A 23,635-nucleotide genomic window follows, 5' to 3' on the forward strand; every position below is an offset into this window, starting at 1 on the left:
TTTTCTTTATTCCTTATACCATCAACAGATATACCCTATATACCACGAAACAGATCATTGCCACAACAAGAACTGATGCTATAGCGATAAGCGTCTTTATAACAATCCGGTTCTGACGGGTCTTTATGTCATTCTCCGACAGTTTCGGTACAATTTTCTCCTCTGTAGGAAGATTCTCAATCTTTGTCTGATCTATGAAATTTATAGCATTCACCAGATTCATGTCATTCTCGTTGAGCAGTGTAGAATACTTGGCGAACTTGACCAAATCTGCCGTATAAAACAGTTCTTTCAATTCATCCAGCATACTCTGGTCGCCATTCTCACGAAGTCTGTCGAGTATCTCCGTACTGGTCATCTCCATAGCATTAAAGCCGAAACGTTCTTTGATATACTGTCTTAATGCATCCGTGAGCTGGGTATAATATTCTTTCTGATTCTCTGAAGAATTCATTTTCTCCTTGCGTAGACGTTCTATAACAGTCATAGCTTTCTGGTGCGGCAACACTTTCTTTATCACGCGTATGCGCACCATGACCGGCTTGTTCTGTTTCAGACACACCGCAAGATAACAACACAGCATGCATAGTAGCAATACCACTACACTCATCCAGAACACTCCACTCCATTCAGACCAATCGAAAGGATTATCCTGCACATCTTTGGGAGGGAAGAATTTGTCAAGGTGCAACGTGTCTACCTCCACCGAAAGAACTTTCAATGCCAACTGGTTGGCAGCATACACCTTACCGTCCACACTCACTTTCATACCCGGTATGGCATATAGCTTTTCGTCAAAACTCGTAAGAGTAAAAGTTTTTGAAACGGTCATCATGCCATTGTCTATCAACGATGTATCTGCATCTGACGTTCTGAGAACTTCCACTCCCGGTGTGATAAATTGCGCACGCTCGAATGTCGGATAAGCAATCTTTGCACCGCGGTCTGCCGTAACATCTACGGTCAAATTGACCTGCTGCCCTATGAAAATCGCAATTGAGTCTATTGCTGCCTTTACATACACTCGTCCTGTTTTGGCATGCGACACGACGGGCAACATTAAGATTATTATTATAAGAAATTTCTTCAATGTCTTCACTTAATTTCAACTATCATCTGTTTCGTTTGGCAAATAGTGCCATCATAGACCTTACATAATCCTCATCAGTGGCGACAGACATCCAGTCGACATTACTTTTTGCAAAAGTCTCCCCCAACACAGCCTGCCTGTCAAGCCAATATCTCGTATGTGCAGTCCTAAGTCTGGAAGAACTGGTATCTATGTACATTTCATGACCGCTCTCAGCATCGCGCACTTTCATGAGACCTATATCAGGCAATGCTTTCGCCCTCTTATCGTAGACCTGTATTGCCATGATGTCATGTTTGCGGTTTGCTATTTCAAGCTCCTGCAACATGTCTTTACGGTCATAGAAATCACTAAGCAAAAAAGCCGTACATCTCCTTTTTATGACACGTGTTAGATAGGCGACCGCCATACCCACATCTGTCTTCTTGCTTTGAGGATGGAAATCAAGCATCTCCCGTATTATATATAGTATATGCTTACGTCCTTTCTGTGGCGGAATATATTTTTCTATTCTATCTGAAAAAAATATAACTCCTATCTTATCATTATTCTGCATGGCACTGAAAGCAAGAGTAGCCGCAATCTCCGTAACCATGTCACATTTCATCTGACGGGAGGTACCGAAATCCAAGGAACCGGAAACATCAATGAGCAGCATTACCGTCAGTTCGCGCTCCTCCTCATACACCTTGACGAAAGGTTTACGGAAGCGGGCGGTCACATTCCAGTCTATATCGCGCACGTCATCACCGAACTGATATTCGCGCACTTCGGCAAAAGCCATACCACGCCCCTTAAACGCAGAATGATACTGACCGGCAAATATATTCTGGCTCAGTCCACGCGTTTTTATTTCTATCTTACGAACCTTCTTTAATAAATCAGACGTCTCCACCCCAAATATTGTTTTGTTGAATCACATTACAAATGAAGTTTTATGGAACTTCAACTTTGTTTATAATCTTAGAAACAATTTCTTCTGCTGAAGTATTGCTTGCCTCCGCCTCATAAGAAAGGCCTATGCGGTGGCGCATCACATCATGGGCGACAGCACGCACGTCTTCAGGCACAACATATCCCCGATGCTTTATGAAGGCGTAGGCACGCGACGCTTTCGCAAGATTTATGCTGGCACGTGGCGAGCCTCCGAAAGTTATCATATTCTTCAACTCCGGCAGTCCGTAACGGTCTGGATATCTTGAAGCAAAAACAATGTCTGCAATATATTGTTCGATTTTTTCATCAAGATACACTTCATTTACAATTTTTCTTGCCTTTAGTATCTCTTCCGCTGTTGTCACAGGACGCACGGCAGGCTGTTCTCCGCTGATGTTTGAACGTATTATCAGTTTTTCCTCTTCAAGCGTAGGATAGCCTATTATTACCTTCAACATGAATCGGTCGACTTGGGCTTCCGGAAGCTGATAAGTACCTTCCTGCTCAATCGGGTTCTGGGTCGCCATAACAAGGAACGGATTTGGCAATGCAAAAGTCTCTTCACCTATCGTTACCTGATGCTCCTGCATGGCTTCAAGAAGTGCGCTCTGTACTTTTGCCGGAGCACGGTTAATCTCATCAGCCAGCACGAAGTTTGCGAAGACAGGTCCTTTTTTCACATGGAATTTTTCATCTTTCTGAGAATATATCAACGTACCAATCACGTCTGCCGGCAACAGGTCCGGAGTAAACTGTATTCTGCTGTAATCAGCATCTATAAGCTGCGAAAGCGTCTTTATAGCCAATGTCTTGGCAAGACCAGGAACACCTTCCAGCAATATATGTCCGTCACTGAGAAGTGATATAAGCAACGAATCAATGAGATGCTTCTGTCCTACTATCACACGGTTCATTCCTGTAACAAGATTGGTTACAAAACCGCTCTGCTGTTCTATCCGGATATTAAGTTCACGAATATCAATAGATTCTGCCATATTTTATATATATTAATTTTGTCGCAAAATTACAATATTAATCAGAGAGAGGCGAATGATGCGCTCTAAATTATATTAAAAAAGGGGCTGGAAACACGTCTTCACATATAAACAATATAAATATTGAGTACATCTGCAATCACTTGATTTATCACGAATAGGCAGTCCGGCTCCATCATTCTTTCATGCTCATGTACGGTCTGTCGGTCTCACGTTTTGTAAAAGATATAGAGTGCTACAGCGGGCAAAAGCACGAAGCAAAATCGCAGTAGCAGTGCGGATGAAGGATGAAGAGTATACTACCAAGTAAGAATCTTGCGTTGGAGGTATAACAACCTATTTGTATTTATGTATATGATTTAAGGTGGATGATTCAAAAATATTATTGAGTCTTTTATTAATATCACAATTCATTAGCGTTTTAACCACATTCTCATCAAAACACTAATATAACATTTACACTAAACTGTAAGGTCTTCATCCGTATTTCTTACAGCCACCATACAAATCTGTTTCCGTTTATGTCTCAGACGCAGCGTGCCGCACCGGGAGAATGTCGGAAACAACATTCCATCAGCTGTACGAAAGAAAGCCGAAGAACTTACAACTTAGTGTAAATGCGTTCCAGAAGGTCTTACGACCTGTCATGTTGAAAAACGAGAAAAGAGAATGCTCAATTTCCGTTCATTACATTATACCGTCCTCACGTAGTTTTTTCTGCCATCTCCAAGCTGAAGCCAGTACATCCTCCAACGGGGTTTCCGCTTTCCAGCCAAGCACATTGTTGGCTTTATCAACATTTCCCCAGACCTTCTCTATATCACCTTCGCGTCGTGGCGCATAGCTCCAGTTGACCTTTACACCGGTGGCTTTTTCAAAGCCCTCTACCACCTCAAGTGTAGAAACACCCTTACCTGTTCCGACATTAAACACCTCAACTGCGTCTGTATCCTGGTCAAGCACTCGTGCCATTGCCGCAACATGAGCCTTGGCGAGGTCAACAACATAAATATAGTCACGAATGCATGTTCCGTCCGGTGTATTATAATCATTTCCGAAAATTTTCAGTTCCTTGCGTACACCTATCGCTGTCTGTGTGACAAATGGAATAAGATTCATCGGCACACCATTGGGAAGTTCGCCGATATATGCAGACGGATGGGCGCCTATCGGATTGAAATAGCGTAATATTATTGATTTTATCGGTGCTCCGCTATGAATATAATCACAGATTATCTCTTCGTTTATCTGCTTTGTATTGCCATAAGGAGAAAGTGCTTTCTGTATAGGAGCCTCCTCTGTTACAGGCAGATTGTCTTCTGACGGCTGACCATAGACGGTACAACTTGACGAGAATATTATGCCTTTCACATTATATTTTGGCATTAGTTCGAGGAGGTTTATCAGCGACACGATATTGTTGCGATAATACAGCAAAGGCTTCTCCACGCTTTCACCGACTGCCTTTGATGCCGCAAAGTGAATAATGCCTTCTATATGAGGATACTTTTCGAAAACAGCCTCAACTGCGCTTTTTTCACGAAGGTCCACGTTTTCAAATGCGGGGCGCACTCCTGTAATCTTCTCTATGCCGTCAAGAACCTCAATCTTTGAATTCGACAGATTATCGACTATTACCACATTGTAACCTGCCTGTTGCAGTTCTACCGTTGTGTGTGAACCGATGAAACCGGTTCCTCCTGTAACTAAAATCGTTTGTTTCATAAATTTAGTTTGTTATATTAAGACTTATATTTTCCTTCATTCTAATCCGAACAGAGACCTAAGACCATTGTCTACTCCGCTGAATCCCATAAACGCCAATGCAAGAATGCCTGCCGTAACAAGCACAACCGCCATTCCGCGCATACCCTTTGGAATGTTCACCATGGACAATTGCTCACGCAGACCGGCAAAAACAATCAGCGCGAGGGCGAATCCTACTGCTGTGGAGAATGCGTAAACGATGCTTTCCGCAAGATTGAAATCCTTCTGTATCACCAATATCGCAACTCCCAAAACGCAACAGTTAGTTGTAATCAACGGCAGAAATATGCCTAATGCCTGATACATCACAGGTGACGCTTTCTTCAGAATTATCTCCACCATCTGCACCAAAGAGGCTATTATGAGGATGAATGCTATAGTCTGCATGTACTGAAGACCTGCCGGATCGAGCACAAACTTCTGAACCAGATATGTCACGACTGTGGATAAAGTAAGCACAAAAGCGACGGCGAGACCCATACCCAAAGCTGTCTCCACCTTCTTTGACACTCCGAGGAACGGGCATATCCCAAGAAACTGGGACAGGACGATGTTATTTACAAATATAGCGGATATGAATATCAATATATATTCCATAGTTATGACTTCTTGAATTTATTGACCAGTGCTATCAGATAGCCTAATGTAAGGAAAGCTCCGGGAGGCAATATGAACAACAGCATATTTGTCGTATCCGGAAGCAAGACCACTCCAAACAGAGAACCTGCGCCAAGCAGTTCGCGCAACATACCGAGCACGGTAAGCGCGATGGTGAACCCGATGCCGATTCCAACACCGTCGAAGAAACTCGGAACAGCTCCGTTCTTACATGCAAAAGCCTCGGCGCGTCCCAGTATTATACAATTCACCACTATCAAAGGTATGTATATTCCCAATGACTTGTTTATTGAAGGAAGGTATGCCTGCAGACACATCTGCAATATTGTAACAAAAGATGCTATTATAACAACAAATACAGGAATGCGGACACTGTCCGGTGTGAGGTTCTTGACGAGCGATATGACAACGTTGGAACATATTAATACAAACATCGTAGCCAATCCCATAGACATTCCGTTGACGGCAGACGTGGTAGTTGCCAGTGTGGGACACATTCCGAGCAGAAGAACAAATGTAGGATTCTCCTGCACAATGCCGTTTATTACTATTCTAAGATAATTCATTGTTCCCATTATTATATTCAGTATTCCTCAAAATGCGCTCTCAGTCACCGCTTTTCCGGCTTTCCTCATAAACCTCATATGCCTGATTTACAGCCTTAAGAAAAGCTCTTGTCGTTATTGTTGATGCAGTGATGGCGTCAACAGTGCCTCCGTCTTTAGTCACTGCCAGAGGTTTACCGTCTGACATGTCATGACCTGTTATGTCACCCTTGCCTCCTTCATCAAACCATTTGTCCGCCTTTGTACCAAGTCCTGGAGTCTCTGAAGACTGCAATATTGTATAACCGAGTATTCTTGAGTTTTCATCAAAACCTACCAGAATTTTCATTTGTCCTCCAAATCCCATCACACTGCTTTCTATTGCCTTTCCCACATCACCGGCACCATCACCGGTTATACGATAAACAACAAACAGTTCCTGTCTGCCGTCATTATCAATTACAATACTGTCCGCAGAGTCTACAACGATATTGTTGTTGCGCATGACTGTTTTTATTCCGTCAGAAAGAACTTTGTCTGCCTGCACTTTTATCGGTTCCTCCGTAACATGATTCACAACAGCCAGCAAGGCACCGGTAATTACGGTGACAGTAATCAAGACCAATGACATATTGCGGAATGTGGATTTCAATTTTTCCATATCTTTGACTTTTATTTCCTATTCTCTCCGAAACGCTTCGGTCTTACATACATATTAATCAAGGGTGTAAACGCATTCATGACGAGAATCGCGAAAGACATTCCCTCCGGATATGCCCCCCAGTTGCGTATGACTATCGTCAGGACAGCTATGGATACACCATATATTATCTGACCTTTATGTGTCATTGGCGATGTGACATAGTCTGTGGCCATGAATATGGCTCCCAACATCACGCCGCCGGAAAACAATACCGTCATCGGGTCGGCATAGGAGGAGTCCACAATATGAAGTATGCCTGAAAAGGCAAAAATCGTCAACAAAATGCTTATGGGTATATGCCATGTAATTATATTACGCCAAAGCATATAGGCGAGACCTGCCAATAATGCAAGAGCACACACCTCGCCAATAGAGCCGCCACCGAACGCCGCACCGTTATTGCCCAAAATCATACTGAGAGAATCCGGCAGTTTTTCCAACACAGTCGCGTCACCGGTTTTGGCAGCCTCTTTCATAATGCTTAAAGGGGTAGCTTCGGTCACGGCATCCATGTAGTGCCATTGCTGTCCGGCGACAGGCCATGTCGTCATCTGTGCAGGAAACGAGACCAAAAGAAAACATCTACCCACCAAAGCCGGATTAAACGGATTGCAGCCCAATCCTCCAAATGTCATTTTTCCTATGCCGATGGCAACCAATGAACCTATAACGACAATCCAGACAGGAATATTTGACGGCAAGTTGAAGCCGAGAAGCAGACCTGTTATCACAGCAGAGCCGTCAAGAACAGACAGATTCCGGTTGCGGAGAAGATAGCGGTTTATAGCCCATTCAAAGAACACGCACGAAACGACACTCGTGATGCAGACAACTGCCGCACCTACTCCAAAATAATAGAACGAGACCAGCAATGCCGGCAACAGTGCGATGACGACACCGTACATATTACGTTTTATACTGTCATTTCCATGTATATGTGGTGATAAAGATACAATCAGGTTTGACATAATTATTAACTTTTTTGTTTACGCGCCCTTATGATGGTCATCACTTTTGATTTTCCAAAACGTATATTGTCAAGCATCGGTCTGTTGGCAGGACATGTGTACTGACATGACCCGCATTCTATGCATGATGTGATGAAATGTTCTTCTGCCATCTCCCAATTATGAGCAGCGGAGGATGTGGCAAGAATATACGGCTCAAGCCCCATCGGACAGACACCCACACATTTGGCACATCTGATGCAGGGACCTATCGCACCGTCACGCACGGCTTCTTTTCCCGACAGGACTGTTATGCTGTTTGTGCCCTTGCACACCGGGACACCTGTCGTCATAAGTGCCTTGCCCATCATGGGGCCGCCTGCTATAATCTTGTTGTCTCCGTCCGGAAGTCCGCCACATGCGTCAATGAGCTGACTTATCGGAGTCCCCATCCTTACAAGGAAATTCTTCGGCTGGCTGATGTGCTTACCGGAGACACTTGTGTATCGTTCGAACAACGGTTTGTTCTTCATTACCGCCTGATATACGGCGAAGGCAGTCCCGACATTCACGACAACCGTTCCGACATTGGCTGGTATCGCGGGCGGGTCGGGAACCTGACGCCTTATCACAGCGTCAATAAGCTGCTTCTCGCCACCCTGAGGATATTTCTGTTCCAAGGGGACAACCTTTATGCTTCTTTCACCGATGGTCTTCTCCTGAAAAAGTCTAATTGCCGCAGGCTTGTTCCGCTCAATACCGATGTAAGCTACGGGAGCGGAAACAGCCATAAGCACCAATTTCACACCTACAAGAATTTCATCCGCATGCTCCATCATAAGCCTGTAATCAGACGTTATGTACGGTTCACACTCTACTGCATTTATGATGACACAGTCTATTTTTGACGTAGATGGCGGGGTAAACTTAACGTATGTAGGGAATCCGGCGCCTCCCATTCCGGTTATGCCTGCGTCCCTTATGCGTGTGATAATATATTCCGGTGTAAGTCCGTCGTGTCCGTCAAGTGTCTCAAGAGCATCACTTCTGTCAATGGATTCCTCCCACTCATCGCCCTCTGTCTTTATTATAATTACCGGCTTGTTATAACCGGTAGCGTCAATTATAGTCCCTATTTTTGTGACAGTGCCCGAAACGGAAGAATGAACCGGTGCTGAGACCGGTCCGCCAGCCTCTGCTATTTTTGTGCCGACCTTGACCTTGTCTCCCTTTTTAACTATAGGCACAGCCGGCGCACCTATATGCTGCGACAGAGGAAAGAAAGCCTCTTGTGGCAGTTCAGCCACACACGTCTCGATTTCCGCAGTAATCTTGTTTTCTTCCGGATGAATTCCTCCTATTCTGAACGTCTTGAACATCATATGATGAAGTCTTTATAGAACACAAATATGTAAACACGCAATTAAGACAGCATAAACATGTACGTAATCAGCTGCCGCATACAAGCATCCTGACAGCGTTTCTCGGACACACCTCGACACACTTTCCGCATGATTCGCACCGCTCCATGTCGATACGGGCAAGTCCATTCTCTATCGTAATGGCACCCGTAGGACATTCCTTTGCGCATTTTCCGCAACCGATGCAAGACACGCCACAAGCCTTGGATGCCACCGCCCCACTGTCACAATTCATACACCTTATATATACTGAAGGTTTTGTATCTTGCCTCTCACGTAATTCTATAATATTGCGGGGACACTCCTTTACGCACGCACCACATCCCACACACTTTGACGTGTCAACTTCAGCAATGCCGCTTTGAGTACCGATGGATAAAGCTCCGAACATGCATGCGTTCACGCAATCGCCACACCCGAGGCAGCCATAGCCACAGGCTGTTTCTCCCGCGCTGCACATATGTACAGCAAAACAGGTTCGAAGTCCTGAATATTGTGAGACAGAAGGACGGATGTCGCGTGTCCCCCCACATCTTACGACAGCCACTTTAGGTGCTGTATCTCCCGCATCCACATTCAGCAGTGTGCCGATACGTCTCATCGTCTCATTGCCTCCTACAGGACAGAAGAGCCCTTCAATGGATCCGGAATCAGCCGCACTGACAACCGCAGAAGCAAAGCCGGAGCATCCTGGATAGCCGCATCCGCCACAGTTGGCATGAGGCAGAAGTTCCGTAACACTTCCTACACGGCTGTCTTCCTTGACATAAAACTTTCTGGAACAGACATAAAGAACCAGCGATGCGACAAACGCTATCGAGCCAAGTACCAACACTGCAATCAACAGATAATCCATGCTAACTCAAATCTTTTTTATATCCATTATCTCAAAAGAGAATCTCTTATCCAACCTATCCCGCAACAGATACAAGATGAAGTAATAGACGGCAACCATTCCCAAAGATGTCAAGGATATGATTAAATCATTCTCACAAAAGGTCTCAGCTATAAAAAAGGATACAAGCATGATGGCAAGAGGAAGTCCGAAGCCATATGTCACCGCCATACGAGCCATGCTGTCACGGACTGCGACAACAACACTGTCTCCTTCTTTTAATCCTGAAACATGCGCGCCACGGACTGTCACATCCATCTCACGGCTTTCTGTCTTATTGCACAAACCGGAAACTTTGCATGAAACGCACGCTGAAGTCCGGACAATCCGCACACTGACGCTATCTCCATTAACGGCAACAACAACTCCGTCATGTGCGATTCTGTTACAGGATTGGCTCATACATATTTCTAATATATATGTGCAAAAGTAACATTATAATTTCTAAATAGCAAATAAAACTATAATATTTTCGTCCGTTTTTAGCTCACTATTCCCGAAAAATAGTATATTTGCATCATATTATTACAAAGACTGATATGAAAACATCCGAACAGACAACGCAGCAGATTGAGCGTTTCGTAAAGAAAATCATCCTGAAGTTCCCTCCGAACGAGGAAACGTCGCTTCTTACTGATATTCATATAAGAGTGTCACAAGACAGCGGTGAAATGATTTCATTCGATGATGACGACAGGGAAATAACCCGATGTGTTGTAGAACAATGGATAAACAACAATGACGAACGTTTCTATAAGGACGTAACTGCGGTGTTGCAAGACACACTACAGAGATTGCACGACGCAATAGACAATATGGGAATTATGAAACCATACAGTTTTGTCCTCGAAAATGAAGAAAGGGAAAACATCTCTGAATTGTACGTTGCCGACAACGATACGGTAATAATTGGCGGAAACCTGATGGAAAACCTCAACGACGACCTTAACTCTTTCCTGTCAGAACTGCTTGGTAAAGAAAAATAAAGAACTGCTCCGACAGGTGTGCATATTGTCCACTGCACACGTGACATCATAACAGCCGATGGGAAGGACATATGATTGTCAACCATCGGTGTCCGTCAAGACTTTTCCGCAAAAGTGCAAGAGCATGACAAGCACGGAGATTGATTTAATTCAGATATATCATTTGTAGTAGACCTGTCTTAAATCTTATGGAAGTTATGTGCATACCGGAAGCCATGATTATTTGCCTGACACGAATGAATATTTATCCGGAACGCGCAGTAAAAAATATTTACATTATTTTTTCGCAAAACAGAAACGTTGAGGGCATGCTGTCTCTCTCATTCATGCGTTTGAGGCTCTCCGGATTATACCCTCCCCCACATTTCTCCCTACAATATACCCCACAATTTCTCCGCACACATGCTTTTTCCACCGTTCCATCTCATATCCGGCATCCGTCTGTGAACGGATTACACTCCGGAAAAGCCCATGTCGTCACACAGAAAAGCCTTTTCCACGTGCCCATATAGGCTTTCCCGTTACACGGGAAAGCCTTTTTCGCATGTCATGAAAAACTTCTGGAGAGCATCAATTTCACAAAGTTCTGATATACAACAAATTATAATGATACGTAAAAACCAGCCTATACAGAGACAGGATGTATTCCGGTTGTCTCTGCGTAATTCTCAGAGACTTTACATTATATGAATATTCGGCATCTTTCAACTATATTACATGAATATACGTATCCGGATTTTCCGAAAAAAAACAGTCCTCCGTCGAACGGAATCATATAGCAACTGACGGTCAATGAGAATCATGACATAACATGTGTCCGACGCATTACAGATATATTTTCCAGCAAGATTCTTATCCGGTACAGCCGTTCGGGCTTGAATTTCCGATAAACATCCTTATCAGACATAACGTAAAGGCGTTAAAACCGGCAAGAAAATATATTTGAAAACTGAAAAATTGAGGAAATCAGATGATTCTCTCCATACGAACAGCTATTGACATATGCGTATCCGGATTTTCCGATCAGTCTACTTCCTCAACAACAGTCTTCACTCCTTTTATCTTTTCTCCGTCTGCCATGCGCAACACCTGACGTAGTTTGGAACGTTCAACCGCGACATATGAATAGCGTTCTTTTATGTCGATTCTGCCAATGTCACCAGCCTTGAGTCCTGCCTTCTTGCATAGGAAACCTACAATATCTCCCTTGCTTATCTTGCTCTGTTTCCCCTTACCTATATATACTGTAGCGTTTACAGGCTGTGGCACAGGCGGCAACTCGGAAGGCAGTTCGAAACCGTCAACATCTTTCCTCACATAGTCGGGAAGCTTTTCAGAAGGATTCAACAAAAAGAAGACTCTGCCGGAAGCGTCCCACCGGGCTGTACGCCCAATGCGGTGAATGTAATTATCTTCTGTTTCCGGAAGATGATAGTGTATGATATTCTCGACAAACGGTATGTCAAGCCCTCGCGAAGCAAGGTCTGTACTGACAAGCACATTGGACGAACCGTTTGAAAACTTGTAAACGGCAGCCTCCCGTTCGCGCTGTTCCATTCCTCCATGGTATGCGCTCGTGACAAATCCGAGGCTACGCAGATGGGCGTTTACACGCTCGACGCTTTCGCGATAGTTCACAAACACAATACTGCTTTGATTCCCGAAAGTCCTCAATAAAGATGACAATGTCTCAAGCTTGTCTTTTACAGGAACAGAAACCTTATATATACCGATTCTACGCGAGGATGAGTCAGCACTGTCAAGAAAGTCAATACGCACCGTACGCCCCATCTTCACGAAATGAGGAATTGCCTCCGCATCAGTAGCCGACAAGAGCACACGCATTCTCAAATCAGACAACTTGTACATTATCTCACTCATTTCGTCTGCGAATCCCATCTCCAGACATTTGTCAAACTCATCTATGACAAGATACCTGATGCCACCGGCAGGGATGTTACGCTTATCAAGATGATCGTTAAGACGTCCAGGAGTGGCAAACACAACATGTGGACACACCTGACGCAAGGTGCGGTGTTCCTCCATAGCCATACGGCCGCCATAACACGCGCAACAGCGTAATCCTGTCTTCATATCGTTGAACACATTGGCAGACTGCAACGCAAGTTCGCGCCCGGGCACAATTACAACACACTGTACGCGGTTGTCCGTCTTGTCTATCAACTGTATTATAGGTAGAAGATAAGCCAGAGTCTTTCCGGAACCGGTAGGCGACAACAGTACAACATCATTGTCAGCCCGAGATATAGCCTCACAGGCTGCACGCTGCATATTGCTCAGAGATTCTATCCCGAGCTTTTTCAAACAATCATTTATTATCATCCGTCTTTAATAACGTGTCAATTTCTTCAAATTCCTTTCCCATGTTAAGGTTAAGGTAAATAGTGTATAGCGGCATCCCCCACTTGCCTTTCTGGTCTGGAGCGAGGGCTCTGTAACGCTCAAGATATGGCATCGCGCTTTTATAAAGATTCCTTAACCGCGATTTCTGCTTGCGCGACATAAGTGTATTCGAATCTATTCTCAACGCCTGGTTGAAATATGCCAGTCCGGCATTAAGGTAGGCGTCTGCCAGTGTGTCGTTGCGTGCAATCAAGCCGTCACTTATGTTTATACACTCATCATAACGTCCGATATTGAGCAGGACGGTACTCTTTGCATACAGAAAAACAGCATTTGCACTGTCTGTCTCCAATGCGCGGTCACAAAGGATGAGGGCGTTCCTCATATCGTCATGCTTGTAATACAGGTCAAAAAGACGCGGGAAAAAATACATGGACCTTGGATATCTGTCGAAACCCGCAAGCAACAACGATTTATATTTTGCCGTGTCAGACTGCTGCTTATATGTCTCGGCAAGATACTGATATAAGAACTTACGCCTTGCAGTATCTGCCATCGCCAGTTCGGAATGCTTCAATGTCTTCCCGGCATCATTCTGTTTGAATCCGCAATACACTGCCATGTAAGCGGCACGAGACAAGAGACTGTCACGTGTTCCGTAATCGTATTCAGAAAAAATAGGCTGATTCTTACAGTCAATGTATGTATCAAAAAAATCAAACGCCTGCTTGAAATCACCTTTTCTTGCAAAGAACAATCCTCCGTTATACATGTTCGGGCGATATGTATTAAGAAAAGCGGAGTGCTTTTTCCTATATTTAAGAACAATACGTCCGTGCTTGTCCGGCTCTGCGTCTATCGAATCAAAACTCTCAAGAACCAGAAACATCCTGCGTGTAGCATTGAACATAACTGCCGTATCATACTGTTTTTTCAAATACAACTGCTCATTGCCGACATCGTATTGCTTCTTTATCGCGTCGAAAAGCACCAGCCAAATCTTATCATTCTTACGGTTCGCGGAATCCTTAAGTAAATTACGCATTGATTCTTCCGCCTTAGCCAATTCGTTTCCTGCCTTAACCCAAACCTTTGCCTGTGATATTTCCTTTCTTTGGGAAAACATGCTGACCGGAACAAAAAAGAAGAATGCGAATAATACAAATTTATTTACAGAAACCATATACATATACTTTAGTACGATACCGCGCAAACAAGAAAACAAAAATCCGGACATCACATCCGGTGAATAAATTTATTTTATCCTCCACAAAATATGCTGTGGAGGATAAAATAAAGATTCATCATTTAATCAGAGCTTCCATCTCCTTGGTACGACTGTCGTCCGCACCGTAAAGACTGTAATAGCATTGATACAGCGGATAGCTCCAGTTGGCATCCTTACGGTTCGGATCCAAAGAGCGGGCTTTCTCAAGATATCCCAAAGACTCCATCAAAAGAGGCTTTTGCTCATTGGCTGTCGCCAACGTTCCTGCCTTAGAATTCAACGAATATCCTAAATATGTGAATACGATTGCCTGTTTGTCATCAAGTTCTATGGACTTTTTTAATGACGCGATAGCATCGTCCCACTTTTCAGCATTCATCTCGTTCTGACCCTTCATTGCCCAGATGTTAGCGTTGTTGGGGTCCACAGCAATACGCTCACTGATTAAAGCAAGCTGCTTCTGATCCATTCCCAGACCTCCATACAGAGTGACAAGCGCATTGAAAACCTGCTCGTCCTTGTTGGTTGTAGCATAAAGAGCCTCAACCTCTTTCATACTTTTCAATGAGTCTTCTTTTGTTTTAAGTCCCTGCTGCATGAGATATACTTTCAGACCGAGAGCCTCACGGTATGACGCAGTGTCTTTAAGTGCTATATCACAATATTTGTTTGCATTTTCAAGATTGTTGGCTTGGAATGAATACACTGCAGCAACACGTGCGACCTCTCCGAGCCAGAGATCCGGTTCTTTAGTCTTGTCTACATCCGCGAAAAGTGGAGACGAAGCGCTCTCAACATACAGAGCGTAATTGTTCAGTGCCGAGGCCTGGTCGCCTTTTTCTGCGGCATACTGTCCGCCATTGATCAGATGAGTGCGCAATCTGTAAAGCTTCTCCTGATTAGACTTATGGAACTTCGGAGACACCTTGCCCTTTGCGTTAGGCATGTTGTCGTATTTGTCACACTCCATTCCATTCTTCATTGCGGCATAAGCTGCATTATAAAGTCCAAGTGTGTCATATGGTTCAGGATTTCCCTGCTGCATCTGAACGACCAGCTGGTTGGTATTCAAAGTACTTTCCTCCTTAGACACCTTTTCCATTGCCAGTTCCACAAGCTTATTGTAAGCCTTAGCCTTCTGTTGCGCATCCAAAGACGAGAGGTTGGCATTAAGAAGTTTTTCTGCCTCCGCATAATCCTTAGATTTCAGTATGCTTTTTAAAGCATCTCCCTGAGCAAAAGCTGAAGTGGCAGCTACTGCCAATACAGCCGAAATTATTAGCTTTTTCATAATTGCATTATTTTAAAGTGGTTATATAATCCTCACTCCTTGCTTTCTTCACTTTCTGATACTGTTCCGGATACTATATCTTCTGCAATATCCTCCTGTTTCTGTGTCCATTGAGCACGGCTTTCTTCCTCTACGGTCGCTTCAAGCTCGCTGCTCATCACCTTACATACACTTGCAATGACGTCATTCTTCTTTGAAAGATTAATCAGTCTCACTCCCTGGGTCGCACGTCCCATGACACGGCACTCCGCTACTGAGAGGCGTATGGCAATACCGCTCTTATTGATTATCATCAAATCATTGCTGTCTGTTACATTCTTGATTGCAACCAGACGTCCGGTCTTATCCGTTATGCTAAGAGTCTTGACACCCTTACCGCCACGGTTTGTTATACGATAGTCATTAACCTGTGAACGCTTTCCGTATCCGTTCTCGCTTACAACCATAACGGTCTCTGTCTCCGGATTATTCACAACAATCATTCCGACGACTTCATCGTCTCCGTCATCCAGACGCATACCTCTAACACCTGTAGCAACACGTCCCATGGTGCGTATGGAATTCTCATCGAATCTTACGGCACGACCGTTACGGTTTGCCATAATAAGTTCGTTTCTACCATTAGTCAGGCGTACATCCACCACCTCGTCATCTTCTGCTATATTTATTGCGATAACTCCGTTTGTGCGAGGACGTGAGTATGCTTCCAGACAAGTTTTCTTTACAGTGCCGTGCTTTGTAGCGAATACGACGTAATGAGAATTAACGAATGCCTCGTCATCAAGGCCGCTCAAACGCAGCATGGCGTTTACAGAGTCGTCGCTTTCTATATTAAGCATGTTCTGAATTGCCCGTCCCTTAAAGTTCTTGTCTCCTTCAGGAATCTCATAACACTTAAGCCAATAGCAGCGTCCTTTGCGTGTGAAGAACAGCATGGTCTGATGCATGGTGGCAGGATATATATACTCTGTGAAATCCTGCTCTCTCGTGCGTGCGCCTTTCGAGCCGACGCCTCCGCGTGCCTGCTCCCTGAACTCGCTTAAAGGAGTGCGCTTGATGTATCCAAGATGACTTACGGTAATTACAACAGGATCATTCGGGTAGAAATCCTCGGCATTGAACTCATGCTCGTAAGGCTTTATCTCTGTACGTCTCGGGTCATTATATTTGTCCTTCACCTCAAGAAGCTCGTCTTTCATGACTTTCTTGCACAATTCGGGGTCGTCCAATATAGACTGCAAATATGATATCTGGCGCAACAACTCATCGTATTCAGCGTGCAACTGATCCATACGCAGTCCGGTAAGCTGCGCAAGACGCATATCAACAATTGCCTTTGACTGCAGTTCATCCAGTTCAAATCTACGTTCAAGATTGCGCTGGGCGTCTGACGGAGTCTTGCTTGCACGTATTATACGCACCACTTCCTCCACGTTGTCACATGCTATAATCAAACCTTTTATTATATGCGCACGCTCCTCAGCCTTTGCAAGATCAAACCGCGTACGACGTATCGTCACGTCATGACGATGTTCCACAAAATATCTTACACAGTCTTTCAGCGACAGCAAACGCGGACGTCCTTTTACCAAGGCAATGCAATTTACAGAGAACGAACTTTGCATTGCTGTCATCTTATACAGTTTGTTTAATATGACATTGGCATTTGCATCTCTCTTAACATCCACTACAACGCGCATTCCCTGTCTTCCGGATTCATCATTCACATTGGAAATGCCGTCAATCTTGCCTTCCTTTACGAGTTCTGCAATATTCTCCACCAACTGCGCCTTATTGACTCCGTAAGGCAGTTCTGTAACAACTATCTTGTCGTGTGAGTCATCGCTCTCTATCTCCGACTTGGCTCTGAGAACAATTCTTCCACGCCCGGTCTCATAGGCGTCCTTCACGCCCTGCAAACCATATATGTATGCTCCGGTAGGGAAATCAGGAGCCTTTATATATTGCATGAGACCTTCCGTATCTATATCAGGATTGTCTATGTATGCACAGCATCCGTCAACGACCTCACCAAGATTGTGTGTCGGTATATTTGTTGCCATACCCACGGCTATTCCGTTACCTCCATTGACCAGCAGATTCGGTATTTTTGTCGGCATGACCGTCGGTTCCTGCAAAGTGTCATCAAAATTGTTGGTCATGTCAACCGTATCTTTCTCCAAGTCGTCCATGACATGCTCGCCCATTTTTGACAGCCTGCACTCAGTGTAACGCATAGCGGCTGCGGAGTCACCGTCTATAGAACCGAAGTTTCCCTGTCCGTCAACAAGAGTATATCGCATGTTCCAATCCTGTCCCATACGGACAATTGCGCCATAAACAGAAATGTCTCCATGAGGATGATATTTTCCCAACACCTCACCTACAACACGTGCGCATTTCTTATAAGGGTTGTTGCTTGTATTGCCGATACCAAGCATTCCGTATAATATACGTCTGTGGACAGGCTTAAAACCATCACYAACATCAGGAAGGGCACGAGCCACTATAACCGACATACTATAGTCGATATACGAAGACTTCATCTCTTCCTCAATGTTTATCTTCAAAATCCGATCTTGATCAATTGTCTGATTCTCATCCATTTTTTATGTTTCTTGTTTTTTTTACTCAATACTCTCATTTCTGAAGAAAATCCCCGCTAAGGGCATTATTTTTCGCTCTCACGGGTTTTTAATATTTTTTCAAATGTAAAATTACAAAAAAAACATGATCCGAAGAAACTTTTAAAAGGCAAACAGAGCAAAATTAAATATAATTAGCTTATAGTATAATTATCCGCGACAAACGCAAGCGTATACTATTAATTCAACGCAACATCCGCCATATGTATAGTTTTACTTATGATAAAACCTGCAAGTCTCCCTCATTGTATGAGCGAAGACTTGCAGGTTTCCCTAATCTCTTATTATATAACTGAGCGTCAGGCATAAAACTTAATGTTGATGAACAACTACAATCTTTATAGAGTTCAGTATATACCCGATGCTCTAAAAATAAGTTTTACTGTACAATCATCACGATGTAATTATCTTAATATAAACTTAGCGTATCCTATCCGCAGCCCTGACAAGCTTCTCGTCATCAAGGATGCCTTTCCTTGCCATAAGTATCAATATTATGGATATGAGCGGGAAACAGGCTGCGATTGACGGGCGAAAACTGTAAGCATCGGAACCAATCAATTTCACACAAATTCCGTATACCACATACCACAATACCAATATAAGAATATTGAACACACATAAACGGCTTTGAAACATTCTGTTTCTGAATGAGCCTATTGCTTTCAGACATATCGGGCATGTAATCAGTAATATGAAAAACAACCATGCAACAGAATATTCATGGCGGCCGTCATCAAGCAACCACAGATTAAACATTTGCTTATCCGTCCCCATTGTGTCCTTAAACTCAAACGTTCCTACAGGAAGGCACAGGCATGCTATTGTCAACAGGAATGACAGAAAGAGGAATACCGTCTGCTTACGCTGTAACATACTTATCAATTCTGGTTGTCCTTTGAAGGATCACGATAATAAATATTGCCCTCGACAAATTCCTGTGTAGCCAACAGAGTAGGCTTCGGCAGCTTTTCATAATAACGAGAAATCTCAATCTGCTCGCGGTTCTCAAAGACCTCTTCCAAAGAGTCGTTGTACGAAGCGAACTCTGCCAGTTTTTTATTAAGGTCCTGCTTTATCTCCACAGCTATCTGGTTTGCTCTCTTAGAGATAATAGCTACACTTTCATAAATATTGCCAGTCTCATCACACAAATCCATTATATTACGTGTAACAGTGTTGACCGGTGCTTTTGACTTCTTGTAATCCATATTTATATTTTAATTATTGTTCTTTTGTATATTCCTTACATTTGTTTATAAACTTCTCTGCGAGATTCTTGTCCTTGGAATCAGGAAACTCATTCAAGAAACCATAACATTCATCTTCAGCATCCTGAAACCTTTCAAGCTTTTTCTCCTCAACGCTCTGCTCTGCAAGCTCGAACTTGCTTTTCATAATAAGAAGCGCGAAATCCTCACGCATAGAAGTATAAGGATAATCTTTCAAAGCATTCTGTGCGGTAATGATACATGCCTCATAGTTATTTCCCCCATATGTGCAATTACCGAAATACTGTCCCAAATCATAATAAAGCTGTGCTGAATAAAATTCCTTCAGCACAAGTTTATCCTGAAGCTCGAACAGCCGTTCCTGAGCAAGCGATTTATATTTTGCATCCGGGAAAAGATCCAGATATTCCTGAAATGCAGCTATTGCCGCAACAGTCTGCGACTGGTCAAGCCTTGGCTCGGGAGTACTCATGTACAGACTCTGACCTACATAAAACTCAGCCATCTCAGCATATATACCTTTCGGATAACTTGAAAAATATTTTTTGAATGTGGCAGCCGCGCCCTCATAGTCCTTACTCAGATATTCTGCCATAGCCAGCATGTAAAGACTTTCCTGGGCATTGTCCGTGCCTTTCTGCATTGTCACAAGTTCCTGCAACAGTGTCGAAGCCCTTGTGTACTTACCATTAACAAAACATTCTTTTGCATATTCATATTTGAAAGAGTTATCATATGTCTTATATACATTATTAAACTCATTGGAGCAACTTGATAAGATTGCCGAAATCAATATGATAACACCAAAAGTTATTCTTTTCATATTACATGTTTTGAAGTGCAAAAATACACATATTTCATCTACCAACAAAGCAACAGCCTTCTTTTTTTAGCAAAAAATCACGATTTCACATTATAATTGTGAGTTTTTTATTATTTTTGTTACCTCTCTTCAAACTGTTTAATATGAATTTCAAACTGACATCAAACTATTCCCCTACAGGAGACCAGCCCGAAGCGATAAAGCAACTTACAGACGGCATTACAAGAGGTGAGCACGCACAGGTATTACTGGGTGTCACCGGTTCAGGCAAGACATTCACCATGGCAAACGTGATTGCCAATATCAACAGACCCACATTAATTCTAAGCCACAACAAAACACTGGCAGCGCAACTCTACGAAGAGATGAAAGGTTTTTTCCCAGAAAACGCCGTCGAATATTATGTTTCATACTACGACTATTACCAGCCTGAAGCATACATCCCGTCAACAGACACATATATAGAGAAAGATCTTGCGATAAACGAAGACATAGACAAGCTGCGACTTTCAGCTGTAAGTGCTCTGCTTTCAGGCAGGAATGACGTCGTGGTGGTTTCTTCAGTGTCATGCATTTATGGTATGGGTGGGCCGGCAGCAATGGCAAACAGTGTCATAAAGGTGAAAAAGGGACAAAGCATTGACAGAAACGAATTCCTGCGCAAACTTGTAGACGCCTTATACCTGCGTAATGACATCGAACTGAAAAGAGGTAATTTCCGCGTAAAAGGAGATACTCTAGACATCTTCATGGCATATAGCGACAATATCCTACGCATAATATGGTGGGACGATGAGATTGACTCGATAGAAGAACTTGACAGTCTCACCTTTCAGACTCTGGCAACATTTGATGAGTATCAGATATATCCGGCAAACCTTTTTGTCACTTCTAAAGAACAGACAAACCAAGCCATAAGGATGATACAGGACGATCTGACAAAGCAAATAGATTACTTTAACGAATTGGGAGATTCAATTAAGGCTCAGCGCATTAAGGAGCGAGTGGAATATGACATGGAAATGATAAAAGAGCTCGGTCATTGCAGCGGCATCGAAAACTACTCCCGATATTTCGACGGACGCCAGCCAGGTGACAGACCATACTGTCTGCTTGACTTTTTTCCTAAAGACTACATTCTTATAATTGACGAAAGTCATGTCAGTGTACCGCAGATAAACGCCATGTACGGTGGAGACCGCGCAAGAAAACAGAATCTGGTAGAATACGGTTTCCGACTTCCTGCGGCATTCGACAACAGACCTCTCAAATTCGAAGAGTTCATGAACATGATAAATCAAGTCATTTATGTGTCAGCCACTCCGGCAGATTTTGAACTCAACGAGTCTGAGGGTGTGATTGTGGAGCAAATAATACGTCCTACAGGATTGCTGGATCCGATAATAGAGGTGAGACCGAGCGAAAACCAGATAGACGATCTTGTCAATGAAATTATCGAACGAAACGAACGGGACGAGCGCACTCTTGTGACCACACTTACAAAAAGAATGGCAGAAGAACTGACAGAATATCTGCTCAACCACGGCATAAGAGCCAACTATATACACAGCGACGTTGCGACACTCGACCGCGTGAAGATAATGAACGACCTTCGCAACGGACTCTTTGATGTCCTTGTCGGCGTGAATCTTCTGCGTGAAGGGCTTGACCTTCCGGAAGTATCTCTTGTCGCCATTCTTGATGCAGACAAGGAAGGATTTCTCCGAAGCAGACGTTCACTCACCCAGACAGCAGGTCGCGCAGCACGTAATGTGAACGGCAAGGTGATAATGTATGCGGACACCATAACCGAGAGCATGCAGAAGACAATAGACGAGACCAACAGACGCAGAGCAATACAGCTGCAATACAACAAAGAGCACAACATCACTCCACGCCAAATCAGAAAAAGCATCAAAGGCATTCTCACCCCGACCGGAGGCGAAAGTGAAATGCAGCCAGAATCAAAACCTGTTGAAAAGAATATCAAGTACCGTCCTTATATCGAGCCAGAAAAGGACGCCATAGCAGCCGACCCGATAATAAAACGAATGAGCCGGAAACAGCTTGAAAAGAGCATTGCCGACACTACGGCACTCATGAAACAAGCCGCAAAGAATCTTGACTTCCTTCAGGCTGCACAATACCGTGACGAAATTGTACGGCTTCAGTCTCTGCTTGAAAAGCATACAGACAAGGAATGAAGTGTAAGTTATGCATAAGGAAATGAAATAACGTTAAATTGTCATCAACGAACAAAGTTACAGAACAAAATTATTAACTTTGCAAAACTTAAAAATTTAAACACAAATAACATTAGAACAATATGAAGAAACTGTTGATTATGATATTTCTGTCCATCCCGCTGGCAAGCATGGCGCAAAACGGATGGGAACGCGTTCTTACTGAAAAGGAAAAGCAAGAACAGATAGAAAAGGCGGAAGCAGCCGCAAAAAAAGCCAGAAAAGATGCGGAAAAGCAAGCGAAGAAAAACAAAAAAATAAGTAAAAGCGGGAAAGGCTCCGCTTCGGGTAACGATATTACAGACATATCTACATCAACAGACAGTAAAGATAACGGCAAGAAATACAAATACAGCAAATATATCCAGCCCGGTTCCGTGCCGGAAGTTGACGGCAAGGTAATATTCACCCTTGAACTTGATGTTCCAGGAAAGAATGCCCAGCAGATATACGACAGGATGTACAACACGCTTGACGGACTGGCAAAAAAAGAGAATCAGATAAACAGTGGCATATTGCTTGTGAACAAGGAAGAACACATAATTGCCGCCAAATACAGCGAATGGCTCGAATTCACAAGGAACTTTTTCGTTCTGGACCGCACTGAATTCAATTACACTATAATTGCCACATGTAAGGACAATCACCTTACAATGACCCTCGAACGTATAACATACAACTATGAGGAAGGGCGTGAGACAGGCTTTATGCTTCCCGCAGAAAAACTCATAACAGACGAATACGCGTTAAATAAGAAAAAAACGAAACTGAAGCCTACATTCTCAAAATTCCGCAGAAATACGATAGACAGGAAGGATGAAATCTTTCAGGAAGTAAAAGACAGGCTTCTATAATACCAATAAAAAATATGGATGACGGTACAAACATACAGTTTCCAAGACACAG

The 23,635-nt window shown here is 43.5% G+C and carries 21 protein-coding genes; 3 read left to right on the plus strand and 18 right to left on the minus strand.

The features are described from left to right. Window positions 1-13: 13 nt before the first annotated feature. The 11 genes from BN4609_RS01440 to BN4609_RS01485 form a co-directional block, all read right to left on the minus strand. The gene (locus tag BN4609_RS01440; protein WP_068855036.1) at window positions 14-1,060 is read right to left on the minus strand and encodes a BatD family protein; all 1,047 of its coding nucleotides are present in this window, start codon (window positions 1,058-1,060) and stop codon (window positions 14-16) included. Window positions 1,061-1,112: 52 nt separating this feature from the next. Next, window positions 1,113-1,985 carry a DUF58 domain-containing protein gene (locus BN4609_RS01445; protein WP_068855037.1) on the minus strand — a complete coding sequence of 291 codons (873 nt, stop codon included), beginning with the start codon at window positions 1,983-1,985 and terminating at the stop codon, window positions 1,113-1,115. Between the two features lie 40 nt (window positions 1,986-2,025). Further along, on the minus strand, window positions 2,026-3,021 hold the full coding sequence (locus tag BN4609_RS01450) for an AAA family ATPase (protein ID WP_021993329.1): 996 nt from the start codon (window positions 3,019-3,021) through the stop codon (window positions 2,026-2,028). A gap of 687 nt (window positions 3,022-3,708) precedes the next feature. Continuing rightward, entirely contained in the window at window positions 3,709-4,746 is a 1,038-nt protein-coding gene (galE, locus tag BN4609_RS01455) for a UDP-glucose 4-epimerase GalE (protein WP_068855038.1), read from the minus strand. Between the two features lie 36 nt (window positions 4,747-4,782). Further along, a complete protein-coding gene (gene rsxA, locus BN4609_RS01460; protein WP_021993331.1) occupies window positions 4,783-5,385 on the minus strand; it encodes an electron transport complex subunit RsxA in 603 nt (200 codons plus the stop codon). Between the two features lie 2 nt (window positions 5,386-5,387). Further along, on the minus strand, window positions 5,388-5,972 hold the full coding sequence (locus BN4609_RS01465) for an RnfABCDGE type electron transport complex subunit E (RefSeq protein ID WP_021993332.1): 585 nt from the start codon (window positions 5,970-5,972) through the stop codon (window positions 5,388-5,390). Between the two features lie 40 nt (window positions 5,973-6,012). Then, a complete protein-coding gene (locus tag BN4609_RS01470) occupies window positions 6,013-6,612 on the minus strand; it encodes an RnfABCDGE type electron transport complex subunit G (protein WP_021993333.1) in 600 nt (199 codons plus the stop codon). Window positions 6,613-6,623: 11 nt separating this feature from the next. Then, window positions 6,624-7,622: an RnfABCDGE type electron transport complex subunit D gene (locus BN4609_RS01475; RefSeq protein WP_068855039.1), complete on the minus strand. Its 999-nt coding sequence runs from the start codon at window positions 7,620-7,622 to the stop codon at window positions 6,624-6,626. Between the two features lie 5 nt (window positions 7,623-7,627). Further along, window positions 7,628-8,983: an electron transport complex subunit RsxC gene (gene rsxC, locus BN4609_RS01480; RefSeq protein ID WP_068855040.1), complete on the minus strand. Its 1,356-nt coding sequence runs from the start codon at window positions 8,981-8,983 to the stop codon at window positions 7,628-7,630. A gap of 67 nt (window positions 8,984-9,050) precedes the next feature. Then, entirely contained in the window at window positions 9,051-9,878 is an 828-nt protein-coding gene (locus BN4609_RS15520; protein WP_084791319.1) for an RnfABCDGE type electron transport complex subunit B, read from the minus strand. 6 nt (window positions 9,879-9,884) lie between these two features. Beyond that, on the minus strand, window positions 9,885-10,319 hold the full coding sequence (locus BN4609_RS01485; RefSeq protein WP_021993338.1) for a SoxR reducing system RseC family protein: 435 nt from the start codon (window positions 10,317-10,319) through the stop codon (window positions 9,885-9,887). A 137-nt stretch (window positions 10,320-10,456) separates the two neighbouring features. Here BN4609_RS01485 and BN4609_RS01490 point away from each other — a divergent pair, with 137 nt between their 5' ends. After that, a complete protein-coding gene (locus BN4609_RS01490) occupies window positions 10,457-10,903 on the plus strand; it encodes a hypothetical protein (RefSeq protein ID WP_068855041.1) in 447 nt (148 codons plus the stop codon). A 1,023-nt stretch (window positions 10,904-11,926) separates the two neighbouring features. Here the strand turns inward: BN4609_RS01490 and BN4609_RS01495 are convergent. The 7 genes from BN4609_RS01495 to BN4609_RS01525 all read right to left on the minus strand — a co-directional run bounded on the left by BN4609_RS01495 (window position 11,927) and on the right by BN4609_RS01525 (window position 20,486). Then, the gene (locus tag BN4609_RS01495; RefSeq protein WP_206196529.1) at window positions 11,927-13,246 is read right to left on the minus strand and encodes a DEAD/DEAH box helicase; all 1,320 of its coding nucleotides are present in this window, start codon (window positions 13,244-13,246) and stop codon (window positions 11,927-11,929) included. Beyond that, window positions 13,233-14,393, minus strand: a complete 1,161-nt coding sequence (locus BN4609_RS01500) for a tetratricopeptide repeat protein (RefSeq protein WP_241033167.1) — start codon at window positions 14,391-14,393, stop codon at window positions 13,233-13,235. The genes BN4609_RS01495 and BN4609_RS01500 overlap by 14 nt, the downstream gene beginning before the upstream one ends. Before the next feature lie 178 nt (window positions 14,394-14,571). Continuing rightward, window positions 14,572-15,786, minus strand: a complete 1,215-nt coding sequence (locus BN4609_RS01505) for a tetratricopeptide repeat protein (RefSeq protein ID WP_068855042.1) — start codon at window positions 15,784-15,786, stop codon at window positions 14,572-14,574. Between the two features lie 32 nt (window positions 15,787-15,818). Continuing rightward, window positions 15,819-18,392, minus strand: a complete 2,574-nt coding sequence (gyrA, locus tag BN4609_RS01510; protein ID WP_068855043.1) for a DNA gyrase subunit A — start codon at window positions 18,390-18,392, stop codon at window positions 15,819-15,821. 459 nt (window positions 18,393-18,851) lie between these two features. Beyond that, the gene (locus tag BN4609_RS01515; RefSeq protein ID WP_068855044.1) at window positions 18,852-19,307 is read right to left on the minus strand and encodes a DUF4293 domain-containing protein; all 456 of its coding nucleotides are present in this window, start codon (window positions 19,305-19,307) and stop codon (window positions 18,852-18,854) included. Between the two features lie 5 nt (window positions 19,308-19,312). Continuing rightward, window positions 19,313-19,642 carry a DNA-directed RNA polymerase subunit omega gene (locus BN4609_RS01520; RefSeq protein WP_021993346.1) on the minus strand — a complete coding sequence of 110 codons (330 nt, stop codon included), beginning with the start codon at window positions 19,640-19,642 and terminating at the stop codon, window positions 19,313-19,315. A gap of 13 nt (window positions 19,643-19,655) precedes the next feature. After that, complete coding sequence (locus BN4609_RS01525; RefSeq protein WP_021993347.1) at window positions 19,656-20,486, minus strand: outer membrane protein assembly factor BamD; 831 nt, start codon at window positions 20,484-20,486, stop codon at window positions 19,656-19,658. A 143-nt stretch (window positions 20,487-20,629) separates the two neighbouring features. On the opposite strand from BN4609_RS01525, the gene uvrB reads away from it, so the two are divergent. Together uvrB and BN4609_RS01535 are read left to right on the plus strand one after the other, a co-directional pair. Continuing rightward, complete coding sequence (uvrB, locus tag BN4609_RS01530; protein WP_068855045.1) at window positions 20,630-22,690, plus strand: excinuclease ABC subunit UvrB; 2,061 nt, start codon at window positions 20,630-20,632, stop codon at window positions 22,688-22,690. A 122-nt stretch (window positions 22,691-22,812) separates the two neighbouring features. Beyond that, window positions 22,813-23,583 (plus strand): DUF4468 domain-containing protein, encoded by a 771-nt coding sequence (locus tag BN4609_RS01535; RefSeq protein ID WP_068855046.1) that lies wholly within the window; start codon window positions 22,813-22,815, stop codon window positions 23,581-23,583. The last annotated feature ends 52 nt before the right edge of the window (window positions 23,584-23,635 follow it).

Origin of the sequence: Leyella lascolaii, assembly GCF_900079775.1 — a bacterium.
Classification (GTDB): domain Bacteria; phylum Bacteroidota; class Bacteroidia; order Bacteroidales; family Bacteroidaceae; genus Prevotella; species Prevotella lascolaii.

Bases quoted from the DNA above. Each gene is read 5' to 3' on its own strand.
- BN4609_RS01440 (WP_068855036.1), bottom strand. From the start codon at position 1,060: ATGTTGCCCGTCGTGTCGCATGCCAAAACAGGACGAGTGTATGTAAAG.
- BN4609_RS01450 (WP_021993329.1), bottom strand. From the start codon at position 3,021: ATGGCAGAATCTATTGATATTCGTGAACTTAATATCCGGATAGAACAG.
- galE (WP_068855038.1), bottom strand. From the start codon at position 4,746: ATGAAACAAACGATTTTAGTTACAGGAGGAACCGGTTTCATCGGTTCA.
- rsxA (WP_021993331.1), bottom strand. From the start codon at position 5,385: ATGGAATATATATTGATATTCATATCCGCTATATTTGTAAATAACATC.
- BN4609_RS01465 (WP_021993332.1), bottom strand. From the start codon at position 5,972: ATGAATTATCTTAGAATAGTAATAAACGGCATTGTGCAGGAGAATCCT.
- BN4609_RS01470 (WP_021993333.1), bottom strand. From the start codon at position 6,612: ATGGAAAAATTGAAATCCACATTCCGCAATATGTCATTGGTCTTGATT.
- BN4609_RS01475 (WP_068855039.1), bottom strand. From the start codon at position 7,622: ATGTCAAACCTGATTGTATCTTTATCACCACATATACATGGAAATGAC.
- rsxC (WP_068855040.1), bottom strand. From the start codon at position 8,983: ATGATGTTCAAGACGTTCAGAATAGGAGGAATTCATCCGGAAGAAAAC.
- BN4609_RS15520 (WP_084791319.1), bottom strand. From the start codon at position 9,878: ATGGATTATCTGTTGATTGCAGTGTTGGTACTTGGCTCGATAGCGTTT.
- BN4609_RS01485 (WP_021993338.1), bottom strand. From the start codon at position 10,319: ATGAGCCAATCCTGTAACAGAATCGCACATGACGGAGTTGTTGTTGCC.
- BN4609_RS01490 (WP_068855041.1), top strand. From the start codon at position 10,457: ATGAAAACATCCGAACAGACAACGCAGCAGATTGAGCGTTTCGTAAAG.
- BN4609_RS01495 (WP_206196529.1), bottom strand. From the start codon at position 13,246: ATGATAATAAATGATTGTTTGAAAAAGCTCGGGATAGAATCTCTGAGC.
- BN4609_RS01500 (WP_241033167.1), bottom strand. From the start codon at position 14,393: ATGTTTTCCCAAAGAAAGGAAATATCACAGGCAAAGGTTTGGGTTAAG.
- BN4609_RS01505 (WP_068855042.1), bottom strand. From the start codon at position 15,786: ATGAAAAAGCTAATAATTTCGGCTGTATTGGCAGTAGCTGCCACTTCA.
- BN4609_RS01515 (WP_068855044.1), bottom strand. From the start codon at position 19,307: ATGTTACAGCGTAAGCAGACGGTATTCCTCTTTCTGTCATTCCTGTTG.
- BN4609_RS01520 (WP_021993346.1), bottom strand. From the start codon at position 19,642: ATGGATTACAAGAAGTCAAAAGCACCGGTCAACACTGTTACACGTAAT.
- BN4609_RS01525 (WP_021993347.1), bottom strand. From the start codon at position 20,486: ATGAAAAGAATAACTTTTGGTGTTATCATATTGATTTCGGCAATCTTA.
- uvrB (WP_068855045.1), top strand. From the start codon at position 20,630: ATGAATTTCAAACTGACATCAAACTATTCCCCTACAGGAGACCAGCCC.
- BN4609_RS01535 (WP_068855046.1), top strand. From the start codon at position 22,813: ATGAAGAAACTGTTGATTATGATATTTCTGTCCATCCCGCTGGCAAGC.